The sequence below is a fragment of the Calidifontibacter terrae genome (assembly GCF_054778835.1).
The window spans coordinates 1-16,781 of sequence record NZ_BAAGZF010000015.1; the positions used below are offsets into that span (position 1 = coordinate 1).

General features: G+C 67.3%; 16 protein-coding genes and 1 rRNA gene. 15 read left to right on the forward strand and 2 right to left on the reverse strand.

From position 1 onward, the window contains the following. A 5S ribosomal RNA gene (gene rrf / locus ACYU98_RS14865) occupies positions 1-95 on the forward strand; the annotation flags it as partial. A 219-nt stretch (positions 96-314) separates the two neighbouring features. On the opposite strand, the gene ACYU98_RS14870 is transcribed toward rrf, so the two are convergent. Beyond that, positions 315-1,772: a hypothetical protein gene (locus tag ACYU98_RS14870; RefSeq protein ID WP_460469005.1), complete on the reverse strand. Its 1,458-nt coding sequence runs from the start codon at positions 1,770-1,772 to the stop codon at positions 315-317. 12 nt (positions 1,773-1,784) lie between these two features. Here ACYU98_RS14870 and ACYU98_RS14875 point away from each other — a divergent pair, with 12 nt between their 5' ends. The 3 genes from ACYU98_RS14875 to ACYU98_RS14885 all read left to right on the forward strand — a co-directional run bounded on the left by ACYU98_RS14875 (position 1,785) and on the right by ACYU98_RS14885 (position 3,942). Further along, positions 1,785-2,402: a hypothetical protein gene (locus tag ACYU98_RS14875; RefSeq protein ID WP_460469006.1), complete on the forward strand. Its 618-nt coding sequence runs from the start codon at positions 1,785-1,787 to the stop codon at positions 2,400-2,402. 116 nt (positions 2,403-2,518) lie between these two features. After that, positions 2,519-2,908, forward strand: coding sequence for a single-stranded DNA-binding protein (locus ACYU98_RS14880; protein WP_460469007.1), 390 nt, complete (start codon positions 2,519-2,521; stop codon positions 2,906-2,908). Between the two features lie 11 nt (positions 2,909-2,919). Next, on the forward strand, positions 2,920-3,942 hold the full coding sequence (locus ACYU98_RS14885) for an HAD-IIA family hydrolase (protein ID WP_460469008.1): 1,023 nt from the start codon (positions 2,920-2,922) through the stop codon (positions 3,940-3,942). A 536-nt stretch (positions 3,943-4,478) separates the two neighbouring features. On the opposite strand, the gene ACYU98_RS14890 is transcribed toward ACYU98_RS14885, so the two are convergent. Further along, on the reverse strand, positions 4,479-4,967 hold the full coding sequence (locus ACYU98_RS14890) for a hypothetical protein (RefSeq protein ID WP_460469009.1): 489 nt from the start codon (positions 4,965-4,967) through the stop codon (positions 4,479-4,481). Between the two features lie 155 nt (positions 4,968-5,122). Here ACYU98_RS14890 and ACYU98_RS14895 point away from each other — a divergent pair, with 155 nt between their 5' ends. Genes ACYU98_RS14895 through ACYU98_RS14945 form a run of 11 tightly spaced genes read left to right on the forward strand, consistent with a single transcriptional unit; the run spans position 5,123 to position 16,766 of the window. After that, positions 5,123-5,458 (forward strand): hypothetical protein, encoded by a 336-nt coding sequence (locus tag ACYU98_RS14895; protein WP_460469010.1) that lies wholly within the window; start codon positions 5,123-5,125, stop codon positions 5,456-5,458. Next, positions 5,448-6,320: a TlyA family RNA methyltransferase gene (locus tag ACYU98_RS14900; RefSeq protein WP_460469011.1), complete on the forward strand. Its 873-nt coding sequence runs from the start codon at positions 5,448-5,450 to the stop codon at positions 6,318-6,320. Before ACYU98_RS14895 ends, ACYU98_RS14900 begins: the two co-directional genes overlap by 11 nt. Beyond that, positions 6,317-7,216, forward strand: a complete 900-nt coding sequence (locus ACYU98_RS14905; RefSeq protein WP_460469012.1) for an NAD kinase — start codon at positions 6,317-6,319, stop codon at positions 7,214-7,216. The genes ACYU98_RS14900 and ACYU98_RS14905 overlap by 4 nt, the downstream gene beginning before the upstream one ends. A gap of 7 nt (positions 7,217-7,223) precedes the next feature. Beyond that, on the forward strand, positions 7,224-8,924 hold the full coding sequence (gene recN / locus ACYU98_RS14910; RefSeq protein ID WP_460469013.1) for a DNA repair protein RecN: 1,701 nt from the start codon (positions 7,224-7,226) through the stop codon (positions 8,922-8,924). Positions 8,925-8,934: 10 nt separating this feature from the next. Further along, positions 8,935-10,122, forward strand: a complete 1,188-nt coding sequence (gene steA, locus ACYU98_RS14915) for a putative cytokinetic ring protein SteA (protein ID WP_460469014.1) — start codon at positions 8,935-8,937, stop codon at positions 10,120-10,122. Next, a complete protein-coding gene (locus tag ACYU98_RS14920) occupies positions 10,115-11,035 on the forward strand; it encodes a copper transporter (RefSeq protein ID WP_460469015.1) in 921 nt (306 codons plus the stop codon). Before steA ends, ACYU98_RS14920 begins: the two co-directional genes overlap by 8 nt. Beyond that, complete coding sequence (locus ACYU98_RS14925) at positions 11,032-11,805, forward strand: hypothetical protein (RefSeq protein ID WP_460469016.1); 774 nt, start codon at positions 11,032-11,034, stop codon at positions 11,803-11,805. The genes ACYU98_RS14920 and ACYU98_RS14925 overlap by 4 nt, the downstream gene beginning before the upstream one ends. Next, positions 11,787-13,367 carry a murein biosynthesis integral membrane protein MurJ gene (gene murJ, locus ACYU98_RS14930; RefSeq protein ID WP_460469017.1) on the forward strand — a complete coding sequence of 527 codons (1,581 nt, stop codon included), beginning with the start codon at positions 11,787-11,789 and terminating at the stop codon, positions 13,365-13,367. The genes ACYU98_RS14925 and murJ overlap by 19 nt, the downstream gene beginning before the upstream one ends. Continuing rightward, positions 13,364-14,452, forward strand: coding sequence for a glycosyltransferase (locus tag ACYU98_RS14935; protein ID WP_460469018.1), 1,089 nt, complete (start codon positions 13,364-13,366; stop codon positions 14,450-14,452). Before murJ ends, ACYU98_RS14935 begins: the two co-directional genes overlap by 4 nt. Positions 14,453-14,463: 11 nt before the next feature. After that, positions 14,464-16,137: a CTP synthase gene (locus tag ACYU98_RS14940; RefSeq protein ID WP_460469019.1), complete on the forward strand. Its 1,674-nt coding sequence runs from the start codon at positions 14,464-14,466 to the stop codon at positions 16,135-16,137. Further along, positions 16,134-16,766, forward strand: a complete 633-nt coding sequence (locus tag ACYU98_RS14945; RefSeq protein ID WP_460469020.1) for an NUDIX domain-containing protein — start codon at positions 16,134-16,136, stop codon at positions 16,764-16,766. The genes ACYU98_RS14940 and ACYU98_RS14945 overlap by 4 nt, the downstream gene beginning before the upstream one ends. The last annotated feature ends 15 nt before the right edge of the window (positions 16,767-16,781 follow it).

Genomic DNA, 16,781 nt, shown 5'->3' on the forward strand with positions numbered 1-16,781 from the left:
AAACGCCCGGTTACATTCCGAACCCGGAAGCTAAGCCCTTCAGCGCCGATGGTACTGCACTGGTTACGGTGTGGGAGAGTAGGACACCGCCGAACACACATTCCCAGAACGGGGTCATCTCAGGATGACCCCGTTCTGCATTTATACTGAAAAGTGCTTGCTCGACCGACGATGCGTCGAGCCATCGTTAGGAGCTTGTCGTGGCTGACTCTGAGAACCCGCAGGACCCAGACCGTTCGAAGCGTTCAGATCGCTGGTCCCGTTCTGGCAGCGGGAGTGATGCGGGTCGGCGCGGCGATTCTGTTCCCGGCCGATCAGATCGCGGCGGTGACCGGCGCGACGACCGACGTTCCGGTGACGGACGTAGAGACTCGGGTCGAGACAACAACCGTGGCTACGACCGCGGACAGGCCCGCCGATCGGATGACCGTCGTGACGATGGCTTCCGTCGCCGTGACGACCGCGATGCAGGTCGCAGTGACCGCGACGGATCCCGCTCCGATGGTCCCCGCCGTGAGGGTGGTTACCAGGGTCGTGATGACCGTCGTGGTTCTGGCCGTCCCCAGGGCGGTGGCTACCAAGGTCGTGATGACCGTCGTGATGGTCCCCGCCGTGACGGTGGTTACCAAGGCCGCGATGACCGTCGTGGTTCCGACCGTCCTCAGGGTGGCGGCTACCAAGGTCGTGACGACCGACGCGGCGGTTACCAGGGTCGTGACGATCGTCGTGGTTCCGACCGTCCCCAGGGCGGCAGCTACCAAGGCCGCGATGACCGTCGTGGTTCCGACCGCCCTCAGGGTGGCGGCCACCAAGGTCGTGACGACCGACGCGGTGGTTACCAGGGTCGTGACGATCGTCGTGGTTCCGACCGTCCTCAGGGTGGCGGCTACCAAGGTCGTGACGACCGACGCGGTGGTTACCAGGGTCGTGATGATCGTCGTGATGGTCCCCGCCGCGAGGGCGGTTACCAGGGTCGTGATGACCGTCGTGGTTCCGACCGTCCTCAGGGTGGCGGCTACCAAGGTCGTGACGACCGACGCGGTGGTTACCAGGGTCGTGACGATCGTCGTGATGGACCCCGCCGCGAGGGCGGTTACCAGGGTCGTGACGACCGACGCGGCGGTTACCAGGGTCGTGACGATCGTCGTGAAGGACCCCGCCGCGAGGGCGGTTACCAGGGTCGTGATGACCGTCGTGATGGCCCCCGCCGCGAGGGCGGTTACCAGGGTCGTGATGACCGTCGTGATGGCCCCCGCCGCGAGGGCGGTTACCAGGGTCGTGATGACCGTCGTGGTTCCGACCGTCCCCAGGGCGGCGGCTACCAAGGTCGTGATGGCCGTCGTGACGACCGCCGTACAGATCGCCGGGATGACCGCCGCGACGAGCCTCGCCGCGACAGTGACTCCACGCAACGTCGGGGTCCGCGCAGCTGGGACCGCACCGGCAACGAGCCGGCTGGCGCGACGCGCACCAAAGAACCGGTTCTGCCCGATGAGATCACCGGCAAGGAACTCGATCGTGCGGTCTGGCAGCAGCTGCGGACGCTGACTAAGGAGAACGCGGACGGTGTCGCTCGACACGTCGTCGCTTCGGCCCTGTTCCTCGAAGACGATCCGGATCGTGCTCTCGAGCACGCCGAGCACGCTGCCCGGCGGGCCGGCCGTGTTCCGGCAGTTCGCGAGGCACTCGGCCTCGTTCGCTACCGCCGCGGTGAGTTCACCGACGCACTGCGGGAGTTCAAGACCGCGCGGCGTCTTTCCGGTTCGGAACACCTGCTGCCCTACATGGTCGACTGCGAGCGTGGGCTCGGCCGGTTCGACCGCGCTCTCGACCTGGCGTATTCACCGGAGGCCAAAAAGCTCGCGACGAATGACGCCATCGAGTTGGCCATTGTCGTGTCCGGTGTACGGCGTGACATGGGTCAGCCGGACGCCGCGGTTATCGGGCTGCGCATCCCGGCGCTTGAGCGCGCGACGAGCCAGCCGTGGGCCGCGCGGCTGCTCTACGCCTACGCCGACGCACTCTTGGGCGCCGGCGACGCCGATGGTGCCCGCGATTGGTTCAGCAAGGCGGCTCTCGCCGACCATGACGGGGAGACGGACGCGGATGACCGCCTCGCCGAACTGGACGGCGTCGATCTGGTTGATCTGATGGCAGACGACGAGTTCGGCGATGATGACGCGGATTCGGATGACGAATTTGATGATGATGACGCGGATTCGGCTGACGAGTTCGACGATGACACCGATTCGGATGACGAGTCCGACGGCGACGACGTTGTTGACGACGAATTCGATGATGACGAAGAGTCTGACCAGTCGCAGGACCAACGCGCGGATGATTCTGCTGGCGGGTCGCCCGACCGCGCTACCGCTGAGGACGACTCCGAACCCACCGACTGATCGGGCTTTCCACAGGCCCTGAACTGAGGTCCGATTGTCCACAACGCGTGGAGAATCGGACCTCGGTCTGTCATGCGCAGCCCATCGTGGACACATTCCCGAGACAGGAGCCGCGGATGGCAACAACGACGAATGACAGTCAGTCCAAGACATCGCCCAGCAACATCGCGCCGTGCAACGAGGTTCATCTCATCGGTGAGGTGCGCGGGATACCGGAGCTTCGCCGGTTGCCGAGCGGCGATGAGATCCTCGCGCTGCGTGTTGCGGTGCCACGGCCCGATAAGGATCGCCGCTCAACCCGCAGTCCTCACAATGACCTGTTCGATCTCACCTGCTTTACCGCGGCTGCCCGCCGGACCGGCCTCTCGTTGACGGACGGTGACGTGGTGGAGGTCGAGGGTGCGATGCGCCGGAGTGTGCGACGCGGGGCCGGCGGCGTCACGAGTCGCATGGATCTCGAGGTGCACAGCCTGAGGCGGTGCTCGCCCAAGCGTCGCGCCGGGTGAGAATGGCGGGCATGGATTCCCTCCTCGCCCGCTACGACGCCCTGGTCTGCGATCTTGATGGGGTCGTGTATCGCGGTCCGGAAGCTGTGCCACATGCGGTTGATGCGCTGAACGCGGCTGCGCGCAGTGGGGTTGGCATCGCGTACGCGACGAACAACGCATCTCGGCCGCCGGCCGAAGTTGCAACACACCTGCGCGAGCTCGGTGTTGACCTCGCCGACGACGCAGTGATCAATAGTTCGCAAGCGGGTGCGACAGCGCTGGCGGAGACGATCGACGCCGGGGCTGTGGTCCTGGCGATCGGCGGCGCTGGGGTTGCGCTCGCCTTGAAAGAACGAGGCTTCCGCGCGGTCACCGAGGCCGGCGATGAGCAGGTTGCGGCAGTTCTTCAGGGCTACGGTCCGGCGGTCACGGCCGACGATCTGGCGCAGGCCGCGTACGCGATCCAAGGCGGCGCGCGGTGGGTCGCCACCAACACCGACCTCACCCTGCCCACTGCTCGTGGCACCGCCCCGGGGAACGGGTCGCTTGTGGCAGCAGTGCGTGCGGCGGTCGACATCGACCCCGAGGTGGTCGGCAAACCGGGTGCCTTGATGTACGTCATGGCGGCCCGTCAGCTGCGTACCACGCCCGCTAAAACTCTCGGCATTGGCGATCGGCTCGAGACCGATGTCGCCGGAGCGACCGCGGCGGCGATGGACTGCTTGCATGTCTTGACCGGTGTGCACGGCCCAACCGACCTGGTGATGGCTGCTCCGGGGCTGCGCCCGCGTTATGTCGCCGCCGACTTGCGAGCTCTCGCGCTGCCCTACGACGAACCACAGCAACAGGGTGATCCCCGGTCGATCAGTTACGCCACGGAAACCGTCACCGGTCGACTTGTGTTCGGTGAGGGGGCGCCCTCGTTGGTGATCGAGGGATCAGCGGATCCGATCGAGCGGTTGCGAGTCACGCTGCGCATACTGTGGGACGCCCTCGATGCAGGAGTGGTCGATCAGGCCGCAGCTCGTTCCTGGGCTGGCGATGCGCACTAGTCTGAGCGAACACCCCTCGAGCAAGGAGAAGTGATGGCTCTGGACAGCATTCGCGCGGCGTTGCAGGTTCTCACTGGAGCTGGTGAACTGACGCGAGCCAAAGCGATGGAAGCGGCATCCAGCCTGGTCAACGTCACAGGTCTGGACAAGCAAGCGAATCGAGCCGGCGCAGCAGCCGGTCAGGTGAGCGCCGTTGCGGACGAACTCCTTGCTGCTGCCGCAGCCAACCGGCAATTGCTGCGCGACACCGTGCGTGCCGAATTCGACAAGCTGGGTGTTTCGGACTTGCCTGGTCGCAAAGAACTCACCGCAGTGAGCGATGAACTCGACCGCCTTAAGGCCGAGGTCTTTTCACTGCGCCAGCTTCTCGGCGGTGCCTCGCCGACAGCCCTGGCCGGTCTTGCTGTCTCGAGTGCGAAGCAGGCCGTCGGTGCACTGCCCGGTGTGGGCGGCGGGTCCAGTTCGGGCTCCGTGACCCCACGGTCCGTAGCCACCCCCGTGGCCCCTGCCGCACCGGCGGTGAAGAAGGCCCCCGTTCAGCGATCCGCAGTGAAACGGACGCCGAGCAAGGCAGCCAAGTCGACGGCAACGACAAAGGCCGCTGCGACAACGCCCACGGCGGCAAAGAAAGCAACGCCGGCGCGGAAATCGGTGGCCACCAAGGCTGCTGCGGCGACCAAGGCATCCGCCAGCCCGACAGCGACGAGGACTGCGGCCAAGAAGGCCACCCCGGCCAAGAAGGCCACTGCGTCGACGCCGAAGAAGGCCACGGTTGCGCGGGCATCGGCGACAAAGAAGACGTCAGCGACGAACGTCGCGAGTTCATCGACTCCTTCGAAGGCGGCTGCCGCGCCCACGAAGACGGCTGCGAAGGCGGCTGCCGCGCCCACGAAGACGGCTGCGAAGAAGGCATCCGCGACGAAGTCGACTACGGCAAAGGCTGCCGCAACCAAGGCCTCGCCCACAAAGACGGCTGCCAAGAAGGCTCCGGCCACGAAGGCTGTCGCCACGAAAACGGCCGCCAAGAAGGCCGCTGCTCAGCCTTCGACCAAGGTCGCCGACCCATCGACCGCTTCATCGAACACCGCTGCGCCGCAACCGTCCTCAGCTCCGTCGACGACGGCCGACTCGGCCACAACGAACACGCAGGTGGAGACTGTGCCGACAACCGGTGGTGCGGATGAGTGACCAGGCCAGTTCGGTCCCCGGCGGTCGTCCGGTTCCGACCCCGGGGCCAACCCCGGGTCCGGTAACCACTCCGGGTCCGGTTCCCACCCCCCGACCCGGTCCGGTTCCGGCTCCGAACCCCGGTCCGACACCGGGCCCTCGGCCCGGTCCGGCGCAGACCGCCGACCAGCGCAGCGAGGCAGAGCTGAGCAGCGCGCTGGCAGCGGTGCGGGATCTGCCGACGCTTGATGCTGTGTCGACAACACCCGAGCAGATGCAGGCACGCATCGAAGCCTTGTCCAACGCTCACGACACGCTGCGCGGGCAGTTGTCGACTCTTGGCCGCTGAGGGTTCGGCCCGGCTCGATCAGCGTTTGGTCGAGCTCGGCCTGGCTCGAAGTCGTGCGGTCGCCGCCGAGTTGATCGCACTGTCCCGCGTCACGGTCGACGGATCGACGGCAGCAAAGCCGTCCGTGCGCGTGACCGCCCACGCCCGGGTCGAGGTCATCGGTGAGGTGGACCCGTGGGTGGGGCGGGCGGCGTACAAACTCCTGGGTGCACTCGCCGAGTTCGCAGCCATTGACCCCGCTGGAAAGCGGGCCATTGACCTTGGCGCAAGCACCGGCGGTTTCACTCAGGTATTGCGCAGTAGGGGAGCAGTGCAGGTCGAAGCGGTCGACGTCGGCCACGATCAACTCGCTCCGGTCGTCCGCGACGATCCAGCGGTGCGCGACTGGAGTGGCTACAACTTGCGCGACCTCGACCCAACAACGATCGGTGGCCCCGCCGCGCTGGTCGTCGCCGACCTCAGCTTCATTTCATTGCGGTTGGTGCTGCGCCGGATGGCGGCTTTGTTGGCGCCGGGCGGCGATCTCGTCGTTTTGGTGAAGCCGCAGTTCGAGGTCGGGCGTGAACGACTTGGCCACGGCGGCGTCGTGCGTTCATCGCGCGAACGCGCCCGCGCCGTACGCGAGGTGTTGGCTGAGGTGATCGCGGTCGGACTCACCGTCCACGGCCTCGCACCCAGCACAGTCGCCGGTTCAAATGGCAACCAGGAGTACCTGCTGTGGGCCCGCCATGAGTCGGTCGGCAAGATGGACCCGGCACGGATCGAGGCATTCGTAGCCGCCATCGAGCGTGACAAAGCGGACGGCACCGCTCACGACGCCGAGAGCCAGACCGAGCAGAACATCGAGCAGGAGGACCCATGACCCGACGTGTGTTGCTCATTGGTCACCCCGGACGCCCGCGCGCTGCGGAAGTGGCGGCGACACTTGTCGACGAATTGAACGAGCATGGCCTGCAGGTTGTCGGGGCGGCCGACGAACTCGGGGCGTTCGGTCTGCTGGGCCGCGCCAACGTCAGCGCAGAACCGGATGCCGACGGCACCGGCTGTGAACTGGCGGTGGTGCTCGGCGGCGACGGAACGATTCTGCGCGCGGCCGAACTGGTGCGCGAATCAGGCACTCCACTGCTGGGCGTCAACCTCGGCCACGTCGGGTTCCTCGCCGAAGCCGAACCGGACAACATTCACCACATCGCGCGTCGGATCGTCGACGCTTCGTGGAGTGTTGAGGAGCGCGAGACGCTCGAGGTGGATGTCCACGTTGACGGCGAGATCGTCTGGCAGTCCTGGGCGCTGAACGAGGCGTCGGTCGAGAAGATCGCGCGCGAGCGGATGATCGAGTTGGTCGTCGAGATCGACGGTCGCCCGCTGTCTACCTGGAGCGGCGACGGCGTGGTCATGGCCACGCCCACCGGCTCGACCGCCTACGCTTTTTCCGCTGGTGGCCCGGTGATCTGGCCGGGTGTTGAAGCGCTGTTGCTCTGCCCGATCTCGGCCCACGCGTTGTTCGCTCGACCGCTGGTGCTTGGCCACGAGGTGCGGATCGCCGTCGAGTTGATCGCGGAGTCCGCCGGTCGCGCAGTGGTTTGGTGCGATGGCAGGCGCAACTTCGACCTACCGCGCGGGGCGCGGATCGGCGTACGACGTAGTCCTGTTCCGGTGCGATTGGCTCGCATTGCCGACGCTCCCTTCACCGATCGACTCGTGGCCAAGTTCGACTTGTCGGTGCACGGTTGGCGCGGCGCCCGCGAAGATCGGTGACGCGGCGGTGTTGCAGGAGATACGAATTCGCGACCTCGGCATCATCGACGATGCGACCCTCGAGCTTGCTCCGGGGCTGAACGTCGTCACCGGGGAGACCGGCGCAGGCAAGACGATGGTTGTCCACGGGCTGGGCCTGTTGCTCGGCCGCCGAGCCGCCGCGTCGATGGTGCGTTCGGGCGCCGAGGCGGCTCTGGTCGAGGGCGTTCTCGATCTGCCGCAGGACCACGCGGCCCTTCATCGTGCGGTTGAGGCCGGCGCTGATCTGGACGACGCGTTGCTGCTGGCCCGGTCGGTGTCGCCCGCTGGGCGCTCCCGGGCGTGGGTCGGTGGGCGCAACGCGCCGATCGGGGTTCTCACCGACATCGGCGAACTTGTCGTGGCCGTGCATGGTCAGGCCGACCAATGGCGACTGCAGCGGCCCGACCAGCATCGACAGGTGCTCGACGATTTCGGTGGAACACCACTGCGCACAGCGTTGTCCGGTTATCAGGACCTGCACCAGCAGTGGCGTGATGTGCGCACCGAACTCGAGGAACTCACCACCAAGGCGCGTGATCGCGCCCTCCGGCTCGACCTGCTGACCGCTGGGCTCAACGAGATTGAAGCTGTCGACCCGCAGCCGGGAGAAGACGCCGACCTCGCGGCCGAAGCCGAGCGGTTGGAACATTTGGACGCGTTGATGTCGGCGGCCGGCGGCGCTCACAGCGCCGTCTCCGGCGTCAGCGACGGTGACGCGGGAAGCGCTCTCACCGTCCTGGGTTCGGCCTCCCATTCGCTGGGCCGCGCCAGTGAACACGACCCGGCATTGGCCGAATTGCGGGTGCGTCTCGACGAGGTGATCGTGCAACTGACCGATGTTGCCGCAGACCTCCAGGGCTATGTGGACGATCTCGACGCCGATCCTGCGCGGGCCGATGCGGTCAACGAGCGGCGCGCCCAGTTGACCGGTTTGCTGCGCAAATACGGCAGTTCTCTGGACGAAGTCATCGACTGGTCGCGCAACGCGGCGGCCGAGGTGACCACCCTGGAACACAGCGACGAACGCATCGGGCAGTTGCGTGATCAGGAACAGCGGGTGCAGGCGAAACTGACTGTCGCCGCGACAACCCTGACCGCCGCCCGGCGCAAAGCCGCCACCGCTCTCGGCAAGGCAGTCACCCGTGAACTGGGGCATCTGGCCATGGGTTCGGCCCGACTGGAGGTGCAGGTCGAGGATCGACCGGGCGACTTCGGGTCATACGGCGTCGACGATGTCGAGATTCGACTGGCCGCCAACAAGGGCAGCGCCGCGCAGAACGTGGCCAAGGCTGCCTCGGGCGGTGAGTTGTCCCGAGTGATGCTGGCGATCGAGGTCGTCACTGCCTCCGGGGATATGCCGACTTTTGTGTTCGACGAGGTCGACGCGGGTGTCGGTGGCAGCGCCGCGCTCGACATCGGTGCGCGGCTCAAGCGACTCGCGTCCGACGCACAGGTGATCGTCGTGACCCACTTGGCTCAGGTGGCCGCCTACGCCGACAATCACCTCGTCGTCGCCAAACAGGACGACGGTCAGGTGACCGTCAGCGGAGTACGGGTGGTCACCGGCGCCGACCGGCGTACGGAGCTGGCCCGAATGCTCGGTGGAACACCGGACGGCGCGGCGGCCTTGGCCCATGCTGACGAACTCCTCGAACGGGTCGCGTCGGATTCGAACAATCGCCCCTGACCCTGACACGATGATCGACGTGCGCATGGCATTCCGGCGTGGCACCACGCCCTCCGAACAGGTCGACGGGACTATTCGCGTCGACCGGCGCACGAAGGACCTCACCAAGCGGTTGCGCCCGGGCGACATCGCCGTCATCAACCACCGTGACCTCGACCGGGTGAGCGCCGAAGCACTCGTCGCCTGCCGCCCGCATGCGGTCGTGAACGCGGCACCCTCGACTAGCGGCCGCTACCCGAACGTCGGCCCGGGAATCATCATCGCGGCCGGTATTCCGTTGCTGGACAACGTCGGTGAGACGGTGATGACGGTCGAGGAAGGCAGTCGTGGCCAGGTCCTCGAGAGCGACCTGCGGATCGGCGACACGGTGGTGGCCACCGGAGTTGCGCTGACCCCGGAGCTCGTGGAGGAATCACTCGAGGTCGCGCGCGCCGGGCTGTCTGAGCAGATCGCGGCGTTCGCTGAGAACACCATGGACTACCTCCAACAGGAGAAGGACCTGCTGCTGAACGGCATCGGCGTCCCCGACATCCGCACGAAGATCGACGGGCGTCCGGTGTTGATCGTGGTGCGCGGCTACCACTACCGCGAGGACATCGCCACGCTGCGCTCTTTCATCCGCGACTTCCGGCCGGTGCTGATCGGCGTCGACGGCGGGGCCGACGCGCTGCTTGAGGCCGGCCATCGCCCCGACATGATCGTCGGCGACATGGACTCCGTGAGCGACCGGGCCTTGCGCAGCGGCGCAGAACTTGTGGTCCACGCATACCGGGACGGTCGGGCGCCGGGTCTGTCTCGCGTCGAAGAGCTCGGGATCACCGACGCCATCGTCTTCCCGGCAACCGGGACCAGTGAGGACATCGCGATGCTGGTCGCTGACGACGCAGGCGCGGATCTGATCGTCGCGGTCGGCACCCATGCGACCCTGGTTGAGTTCCTCGACAAAGGACGATCGGGAATGGCCAGCACCTTCCTCACCCGGCTGCGAGTCGGCAGCAAGCTGGTCGATGCCAAGGGCGTGAGTCAGCTTTACCGCAACAGCATTGGCTGGCCGGCTCTGGTCGGCCTCGTGATCGCTGGCGTCGTGGCCCTGGTCGTCGCGATGCTGTCGACGCCCGCCGGCCAGGCGCTCTTCCAACTGCTCGGTGCGCGCTGGGACACAGCGTGGAACTGGATCGAGGGCATCGTCAATGATTGATTTCCGCTACCACGTCGTCTCTTTGGTGGCCGTGTTCCTTGCCTTGGCCACCGGCATCGTCATCGGTGGGTTCTCGCTGCGCGGCACCGTCGCTGACCAGTTGAACGGCCAGGTGGTGCAGCTGCGCAGTGAGAAGTCGAGCTTGCAGAGCCAGTTGAACCAGTCCGGCGCCGTCGCCCGCAAACACGACGACGCGGTCACCGAGCTGACCCCGACGGTGCTCTCCGGCACGCTGCGCAACCAGACGGTGGCGATCCTGGCTCTGCCCGGAACGGACGGCGACCTGCTGAAGTCCGTCGGTTCCACCCTTCGTACGGGCGGTGCAACCGTCGTGTCGACCACGACCTTGGACGAGTCGTTGGTGCAATCGGGCGGTCCGTCGGAGTCGACCTGGCGGTCAGACGCCGGCAAGCTCGGCCTGTCGGCCACCGAGGTTCCCACCGACCGACTCCCGGGCGCTGTCTTGGCCAGAGCGCTGACCCGCGACGATCCGGTATCCCACGCGGTGCTCGACCAGCTCGCTCAGGAGGGCGCTCTGAAGGTGGATTCGAAGACGTCGAAGGCGGCATCGGGCATCGTCGTGGTGTGGAACGGAATGTCGGCTAAGGCGAGCTCGGTCAAGAATTGGGGCTCGGTGATCTCGGGTGTCGGGTCGACAGTCAACGCGGTCGTAGGCGTGTCGCAGGGCCAGGCCAACACCACTGACGGCTCGAGCCCGGATGCGCTGATCGGGCAGTTGCGGGACACCCCCGACACCGTCGCGGCGATGAGCACCGTTGACGACGGCTCATCACCGCTGGGCCAGCTCGCGCTCGGCCTTGCCCTCCGCGACGAGGTCGCCAACAAGTCCGGCCAGTACGGACTGGGTCGCGACGCGAGCGCGGTTCTGCCCCGTGTGGTCGGCGGCCCGTGAGCCTGGCCCGCTCCGCCCTCGTTGCCAGCGTGGCTGCTGCCGCGACGTACCAGATTGTCTGTCGCGGTGGGGCTAAGTCGTTGCAACGCAACAACTTCCGTGGCGATCCGGTCACGCTCGCCGAAGGTCCTGCGGCAATCGTCGGGCTGGCCACCGGGGCTCACGGTGTGCCCGTTGCCGCCCTCACCGCGATCGGCAGTGGGGCGCTGGGGCTCCTGGACGACGTACGAGGATCGGGCGACCGCCGCGGCCTTGGCGGACACCTGCGGGCGCTTGCCGGCGGCGAAGTCACCACTGGATCCCTGAAGGTCCTCGGCCTCGGTGCCATCGCTTTGACGGCGGCGCTCGCAACTGACCGAGGAGTTGTTCGCCCGGTGTCCACTGCCGCGGCCACGGTGGTCATCGCTGGTTCGGCCAATCTGATCAACCTGTTCGATCTGCGCCCCGGGCGGGCGCTGAAGGTGGCCACGTTGTGTGCGTTGCCCCTGGCCCCGACACAGCCGCAGCTGGCCGGGGCCGTGATCGGCAGCGTCGCAGCGTTGTCCGCGAACGACCTGGCCGGGCGTTCGATGATGGGCGATACCGGGGCGAATCCACTGGGGGCTGTGCTCGGAGTCGCCTTGGTGCGGGCTACCGGACCACGCGGCCGACTCGTCGCGGCGGCCACGGTCACCTGCCTCACCCTCGCGTCCGAGCGGGTCAGCTTCAGCGCCTTCATTGCTTCCCGACCGCTGCTGCGGACGCTGGACGAATGGGGCCGACGATCTTGACCGGGCGCGGCGGTGGACTGCTTGCGGCTGCCGGCCTGATTGCCGGCGTCACCCTCGCTTCCCGCGTGGTCGGCTTCGGGCGGTGGCTGGTTTTTTCCCGGGAGGTCGGCGGAACGTGCGTCGGTCAGGCCTACGCGACGGCGAATCAGCTTCCCAACGTCCTTTTCGAGGTTGCGGCCGGTGGCGCTTTAGCCGCGGTCGTGGTGCCGCTGGTCGCTGGTGCGCTCGCCGACGGTCGCCGCGACCTGGCCGACCGCGCTGCCTCCGCACTGCTGACCTGGGCCCTGGCTATGCTGCTTCCGCTGGCGGTCCTGCTCGGAGTGCTCGCCCGGCCCATCGCCTCCGCGATGACGGGTTCGGCCGGCCAATCGTGCGCCGGCGCCACCAGCACAGCCGCGAGCATGTTGGTGGTCTTTGCGCCACAAATGTTGCTCTACGGCGTTGGGATCGTGCTCGCTGGAGTGCTGCAGGCCCATCGACGGTTCTTGGCCGCAGCCCTTGCGCCACTGCTGTCGAGCCTGGTCGTTATTGCGTCTTATGTTGCCTATCACCAGCTCGCAGAACGGGATTGGGCGCAGCAGTGGGTGTTGGCCGGCGGCACCACGGCGGGAGTCGTTGCGCTGAGCCTGCCGCTGCTGTGGCCGGTCCGCCGGGCGGGCATTCGGCTCCGGCCGACCCTGCATTTGCCACCGGGAATGGCCGGTCGCGCCCGAGCCCTCGCCACCGCTGGGGTGGTTCAACTGGTCGCCCAACAACTGGCCGTGCTGGTGACGATCCGCCTGGCGAACGACCGCGGGCAAACCGGAGCGGTGAACGTCTACAACTACGTGCAGGCCGTCTATCTGCTGCCGTACGCCGTCGCGGCCGTTCCGCTGGCCACCTCCGCTTTCCCGCGGCTTGCGGACGCGGCGGGGGAGAAGGTGCTCGGCCGAGTGCTGCCGCTGGTGGCAGCGGCAGGCGCGCTTGGCGCCGCGGTGCTGTTCGCGACCGCGCGGCCGCTGCAGTCGTTCTTCGTCGCGCTCGATGCTCGCCCTGCCGCCATGTCCGCCCTCGGCGACGCGGTGCGCGCGTACGCCCCCGGCTTGCTGGGGTTCAGCCTGATCGCCTTGCTCGGACGCGCCCTGTTCGTGCGCGGTCACGCGCTGCAGGCCGGCCTGGCGACCGCGGCGGGTTGGCTGGTGGCGGCCGCCCTGCCCTTCACGATGTTGCGGGGAGTCTCGGGTGATTCCGGGCGCACCCTGGTGGCGCTCGGCGTCGCTTCGTCGGCTGGTCTGCTGCTGGCCGCCATCCTGCTGCTGTTGTTGGTTCGGCGAGACTGGGGCACAACGGTGTTCACCGGTCGCGTCCGCTCGCTGGTCACCGTTGTCGTCGCCGCGATCGTCGCCGCGGCCGCCGGATCGCTGGCGGCCCGTCGTACGCCCTCCGGCCTGAGTGGTTCGGTCTTTGGCGCGGTGGCCGTAGGGTTGCTCGTCGTGATCGTGTTCGTGATGGTGGCCGCCCTGCTGGATCGCCGATTGTTCGCCTCGCTGCGAACCGTCGGCGCTGGAAAGGGATCGCAATGACCGTACGCGTGCTGTTGGTTGTCGGAACCGTCGCTGGCGGCGCCGGGCAACACGTTCTGAATCTGGCTGCGGGTCTGGTCGAGCGCGGTCACGGGGTCACAGTGGCGTGTCCGACCGTTGTCGGCGAACGTTTCGACTTCGCTGCGCATGGCGCGCGCGTCGAGCGGATCGAGATCAGCGAACGGCCTTCACCCACCCGTGATGCGCGCAGCATGCGCGACCTGCGACGCCTGACCAAGCTGGCCGACGTGGTCCACGCGCACGGCGTGCGGGCCGGCGCACTCGCCTGCTTGGCGACCAAGAAGACACCGGTCGTGGTGACCTTGCATAACGCCTCACCCAGTTCGTCCGGTTTCAGCCGGGTCGCCTTCGACACCTTGCAGCGGGTCGTTGCCGGCCAGGCCGACGCGGTGTTGGCGGTCTCCAGCGACCTGGTGAATCGCGCTCGTGAGCTGGGCTGCTCGAACCCGCAGTTGGCGCTCGTTCCAGCCGGGACGCTGTCGGCTCCGGTGCGCGAACCCGCAGACGTACGAAGCGAATTCGGTGGTGACCAGCTCATCTTGGTCGTAGGCCGGTTGGCCGAGCAGAAGCGAATCGATCTGGCTGTCGACGTGGCAGCGGAACTGGCGACGGACCATCCGGAGAGCCGTTGGGTCGTGGCCGGCGATGGACCGGAGCGTGCCGATCTGCAGTCCCGGATCGAGCGCCAGGGGGCGCCGGTCACCCTGCTCGGTCACCGCACCGATGTTCCCGATCTGCTGCGCGCCGCCGATCTGGTCGTCTCGACGGCATCGTGGGAGGGGCAGCCCGTCTGGCTGCAGGAGGCGCTCCAGGCGGGCGCCGCGATCGTGGCAACGGACGTCGGCGGAACAGCAGACGTGGTCGGCGACGGCGCTTGCCTCGTGCCATTTGGCGATTCAGCGGCCCTGCGGAGCGCGATCTCCCGACTGCTGGGCGACGAGGCAGATCGTACGGCGTTGAAGCAGCGGGCATCGGCCCGCGCCGACGCGTTGCCGACGGCTTCGGATGCGCTCAAACAGGTCGAATCGACCTACCGGTCCCTGCTGCCAAACTCGATCGCGTAGGCTGGCAGCCCGTGGCGGAGACGACGAAGCACATCTTTGTAACCGGAGGCGTTGCCTCCTCGCTCGGCAAGGGCCTGACGGCCTCTAGCCTCGGACATCTTCTGGGAGCGCGTGGCTTGCGGGTCACCATGCAGAAGCTCGACCCTTACATCAACGTCGACCCGGGAACGATGAACCCGTTCCAGCACGGCGAGGTGTTCGTGACCGACGACGGGGCCGAGACCGACCTCGACATTGGTCACTACGAACGCTTCCTGGATCGCAACCTCGCCGGTAGCGCGAATGTGACCACCGGAGGGGTCTACAGCGAGGTCATCGCCAAGGAACGCCGCGGCGAATACCTCGGTGACACGGTGCAGGTGATCCCGCACATCACCAACGAGATCAAGTCCCAGATGCGGGCCCAGGCCGGCCCCGACGTCGACCTGATCATCACCGAGATCGGCGGCACCGTCGGCGACATCGAGTCGCTGCCGTTCCTCGAAGCCGCGCGGCAGGTGCGCCAGGACCTCGGCCGCGACAACGTGTTCTTCCTGCACGTGTCGCTCGTGCCCTACCTCGCTCCGAGCGGCGAGCTCAAGACCAAGCCGACCCAGCACTCCGTTGCGGCCCTGCGCCAGGTCGGCATCCAGCCCGACTCGCTGGTGCTGCGCGCCGACCGGGAACTGCCGGAGTCGATCAAGAAGAAGATCGCGCAATCCTGCGATGTCGACCTGGAAGCCGTGGCGGCCTGCGTTGACGCGCCGAGCATCTATGACATTCCGAAGGTCCTGCACGGCGAGCGGCTCGACGCCTATGTTGTGCGCCGGCTCGACCTGCGGTTCAAGGACGTCGACTGGGACAGCTGGGACAACCTGCTGCGCCGTGTTCACAACCCCGAACACCAGGTCGAGGTCGCCCTCGTTGGCAAATACATCGATCTGCCCGACGCCTACCTCTCGGTGACTGAAGCCCTGCGTGCCGGTGGTTTCCACCACGACGCGAAGGTCACGATCCGTTGGGTCGCCAGCGACACCTGTGCCACCGACGCCGGTGCTAGCAAGTCCCTCGGCGGCGTCGACGCGGTGCTCATCCCGGGTGGATTCGGCGTACGAGGCATTGAGGGCAAACTTGGCGCGCTCAAGTGGGCCCGCGAACACGAGGTGCCGACGCTGGGCATTTGCCTGGGCCTGCAGTGCATGGTCATCGAATACGCCCGCAACGTTGCCGGCATCGAGAACGCTTCGTCCTCGGAGTTCGACCCGGACACCACGGCACCGGTCATCGCCACGATGGAGGAGCAGAAGAGCTTCGTCGAGGGCGCCGGAGACCTGGGCGGAACGATGCGCCTGGGCGCTCAGACCGCGACCCTGGTCGAGGGATCGGTCGTTGCGGGAGCCTATCGCGCCACAACTGCGGTGGAGCGTCACCGGCACCGCTACGAGGTCAACAATGACTACCTGCCGCAGCTGACCGAGGCCGGTCTGGTGATCAGCGGAACCCACCCCGAGTGGGGCCTCGTGGAGTTCGTGGAGCTGCCGAAGGACGTCCACCCCTACTACGTCGCGACGCAGGCTCACCCGGAGTTCAAGTCCCGTCCGCACCGCGCCCACCCGCTGTTCGCCGGGCTGATCGGAGCCGCTATCGACCAGCAGCGCGCCGCGCGCCTCGTTGAGGTGGAGCGCGACGCCGAGCCGTCCGCATGAGCCTCGCGGATCGCTTCGACCCGCAGCCCGTCGTACGCAGCGTGACTGCGTTTGCCGGCCACGTCTGGGACGTCGTGACCCAGGATGTCGACCTCGGTGCAGCCGGGGTGGTCACCCGGGATTTCGTGCAGCACACCGGAGCCGTCGCCGTGGTAGCCCTGCGGGAGGGATCCGACGGTCCCGAAGTACTGCTCATTCAGCAGTACAGGCATCCCGTGGGCACCTATGACTGGGAGGTCCCGGCCGGCCTGCTCGACATCGCCGGAGAGGACCCGCTGGCGGCTGCGCAGCGAGAGCTGGCTGAGGAGGCGGATCTCGGTGCGGACCGCTGGGGGGTGTTGCTCGACTTGTTCCTCTCACCGGGCGGCAGCTCGGAAAACATCCGGGTGTTCCTGGCCCGCGATGTTCACGAGCGCACCCTGGACGACTTCATTCGCGAGGGTGAAGAGGTCGACATGCCAACCGTGTGGGTGCCGCTGAACAAAGCCATCGAGGCGGCGTTCGATGGACGGCTGCACAACGCGACCACCATCAGTGGGGTCTTGGCCGCCGCGCGCGCGGTCGCTGATGACTTCGCAAGTCTGCGACCGGCCGACGCGCCCTGGACGACCCACCCCGCCTACCGCTGATGGCCCGGCTGTCGC

Coding starts and splice junctions, on each gene's coding strand:
- ACYU98_RS14875 (WP_460469006.1), top strand. CDS start 1,785: ATGGTCGACTGCGAGCGTGGGCTCGGCCGGTTCGACCGCGCTCTCGAC.
- ACYU98_RS14880 (WP_460469007.1), top strand. CDS start 2,519: ATGGCAACAACGACGAATGACAGTCAGTCCAAGACATCGCCCAGCAAC.
- ACYU98_RS14885 (WP_460469008.1), top strand. CDS start 2,920: ATGGATTCCCTCCTCGCCCGCTACGACGCCCTGGTCTGCGATCTTGAT.
- ACYU98_RS14895 (WP_460469010.1), top strand. CDS start 5,123: ATGAGTGACCAGGCCAGTTCGGTCCCCGGCGGTCGTCCGGTTCCGACC.
- ACYU98_RS14905 (WP_460469012.1), top strand. CDS start 6,317: ATGACCCGACGTGTGTTGCTCATTGGTCACCCCGGACGCCCGCGCGCT.
- steA (WP_460469014.1), top strand. CDS start 8,935: ATGATCGACGTGCGCATGGCATTCCGGCGTGGCACCACGCCCTCCGAA.
- ACYU98_RS14920 (WP_460469015.1), top strand. CDS start 10,115: ATGATTGATTTCCGCTACCACGTCGTCTCTTTGGTGGCCGTGTTCCTT.
- murJ (WP_460469017.1), top strand. CDS start 11,787: ATGGGGCCGACGATCTTGACCGGGCGCGGCGGTGGACTGCTTGCGGCT.
- ACYU98_RS14935 (WP_460469018.1), top strand. CDS start 13,364: ATGACCGTACGCGTGCTGTTGGTTGTCGGAACCGTCGCTGGCGGCGCC.
- ACYU98_RS14945 (WP_460469020.1), top strand. CDS start 16,134: ATGAGCCTCGCGGATCGCTTCGACCCGCAGCCCGTCGTACGCAGCGTG.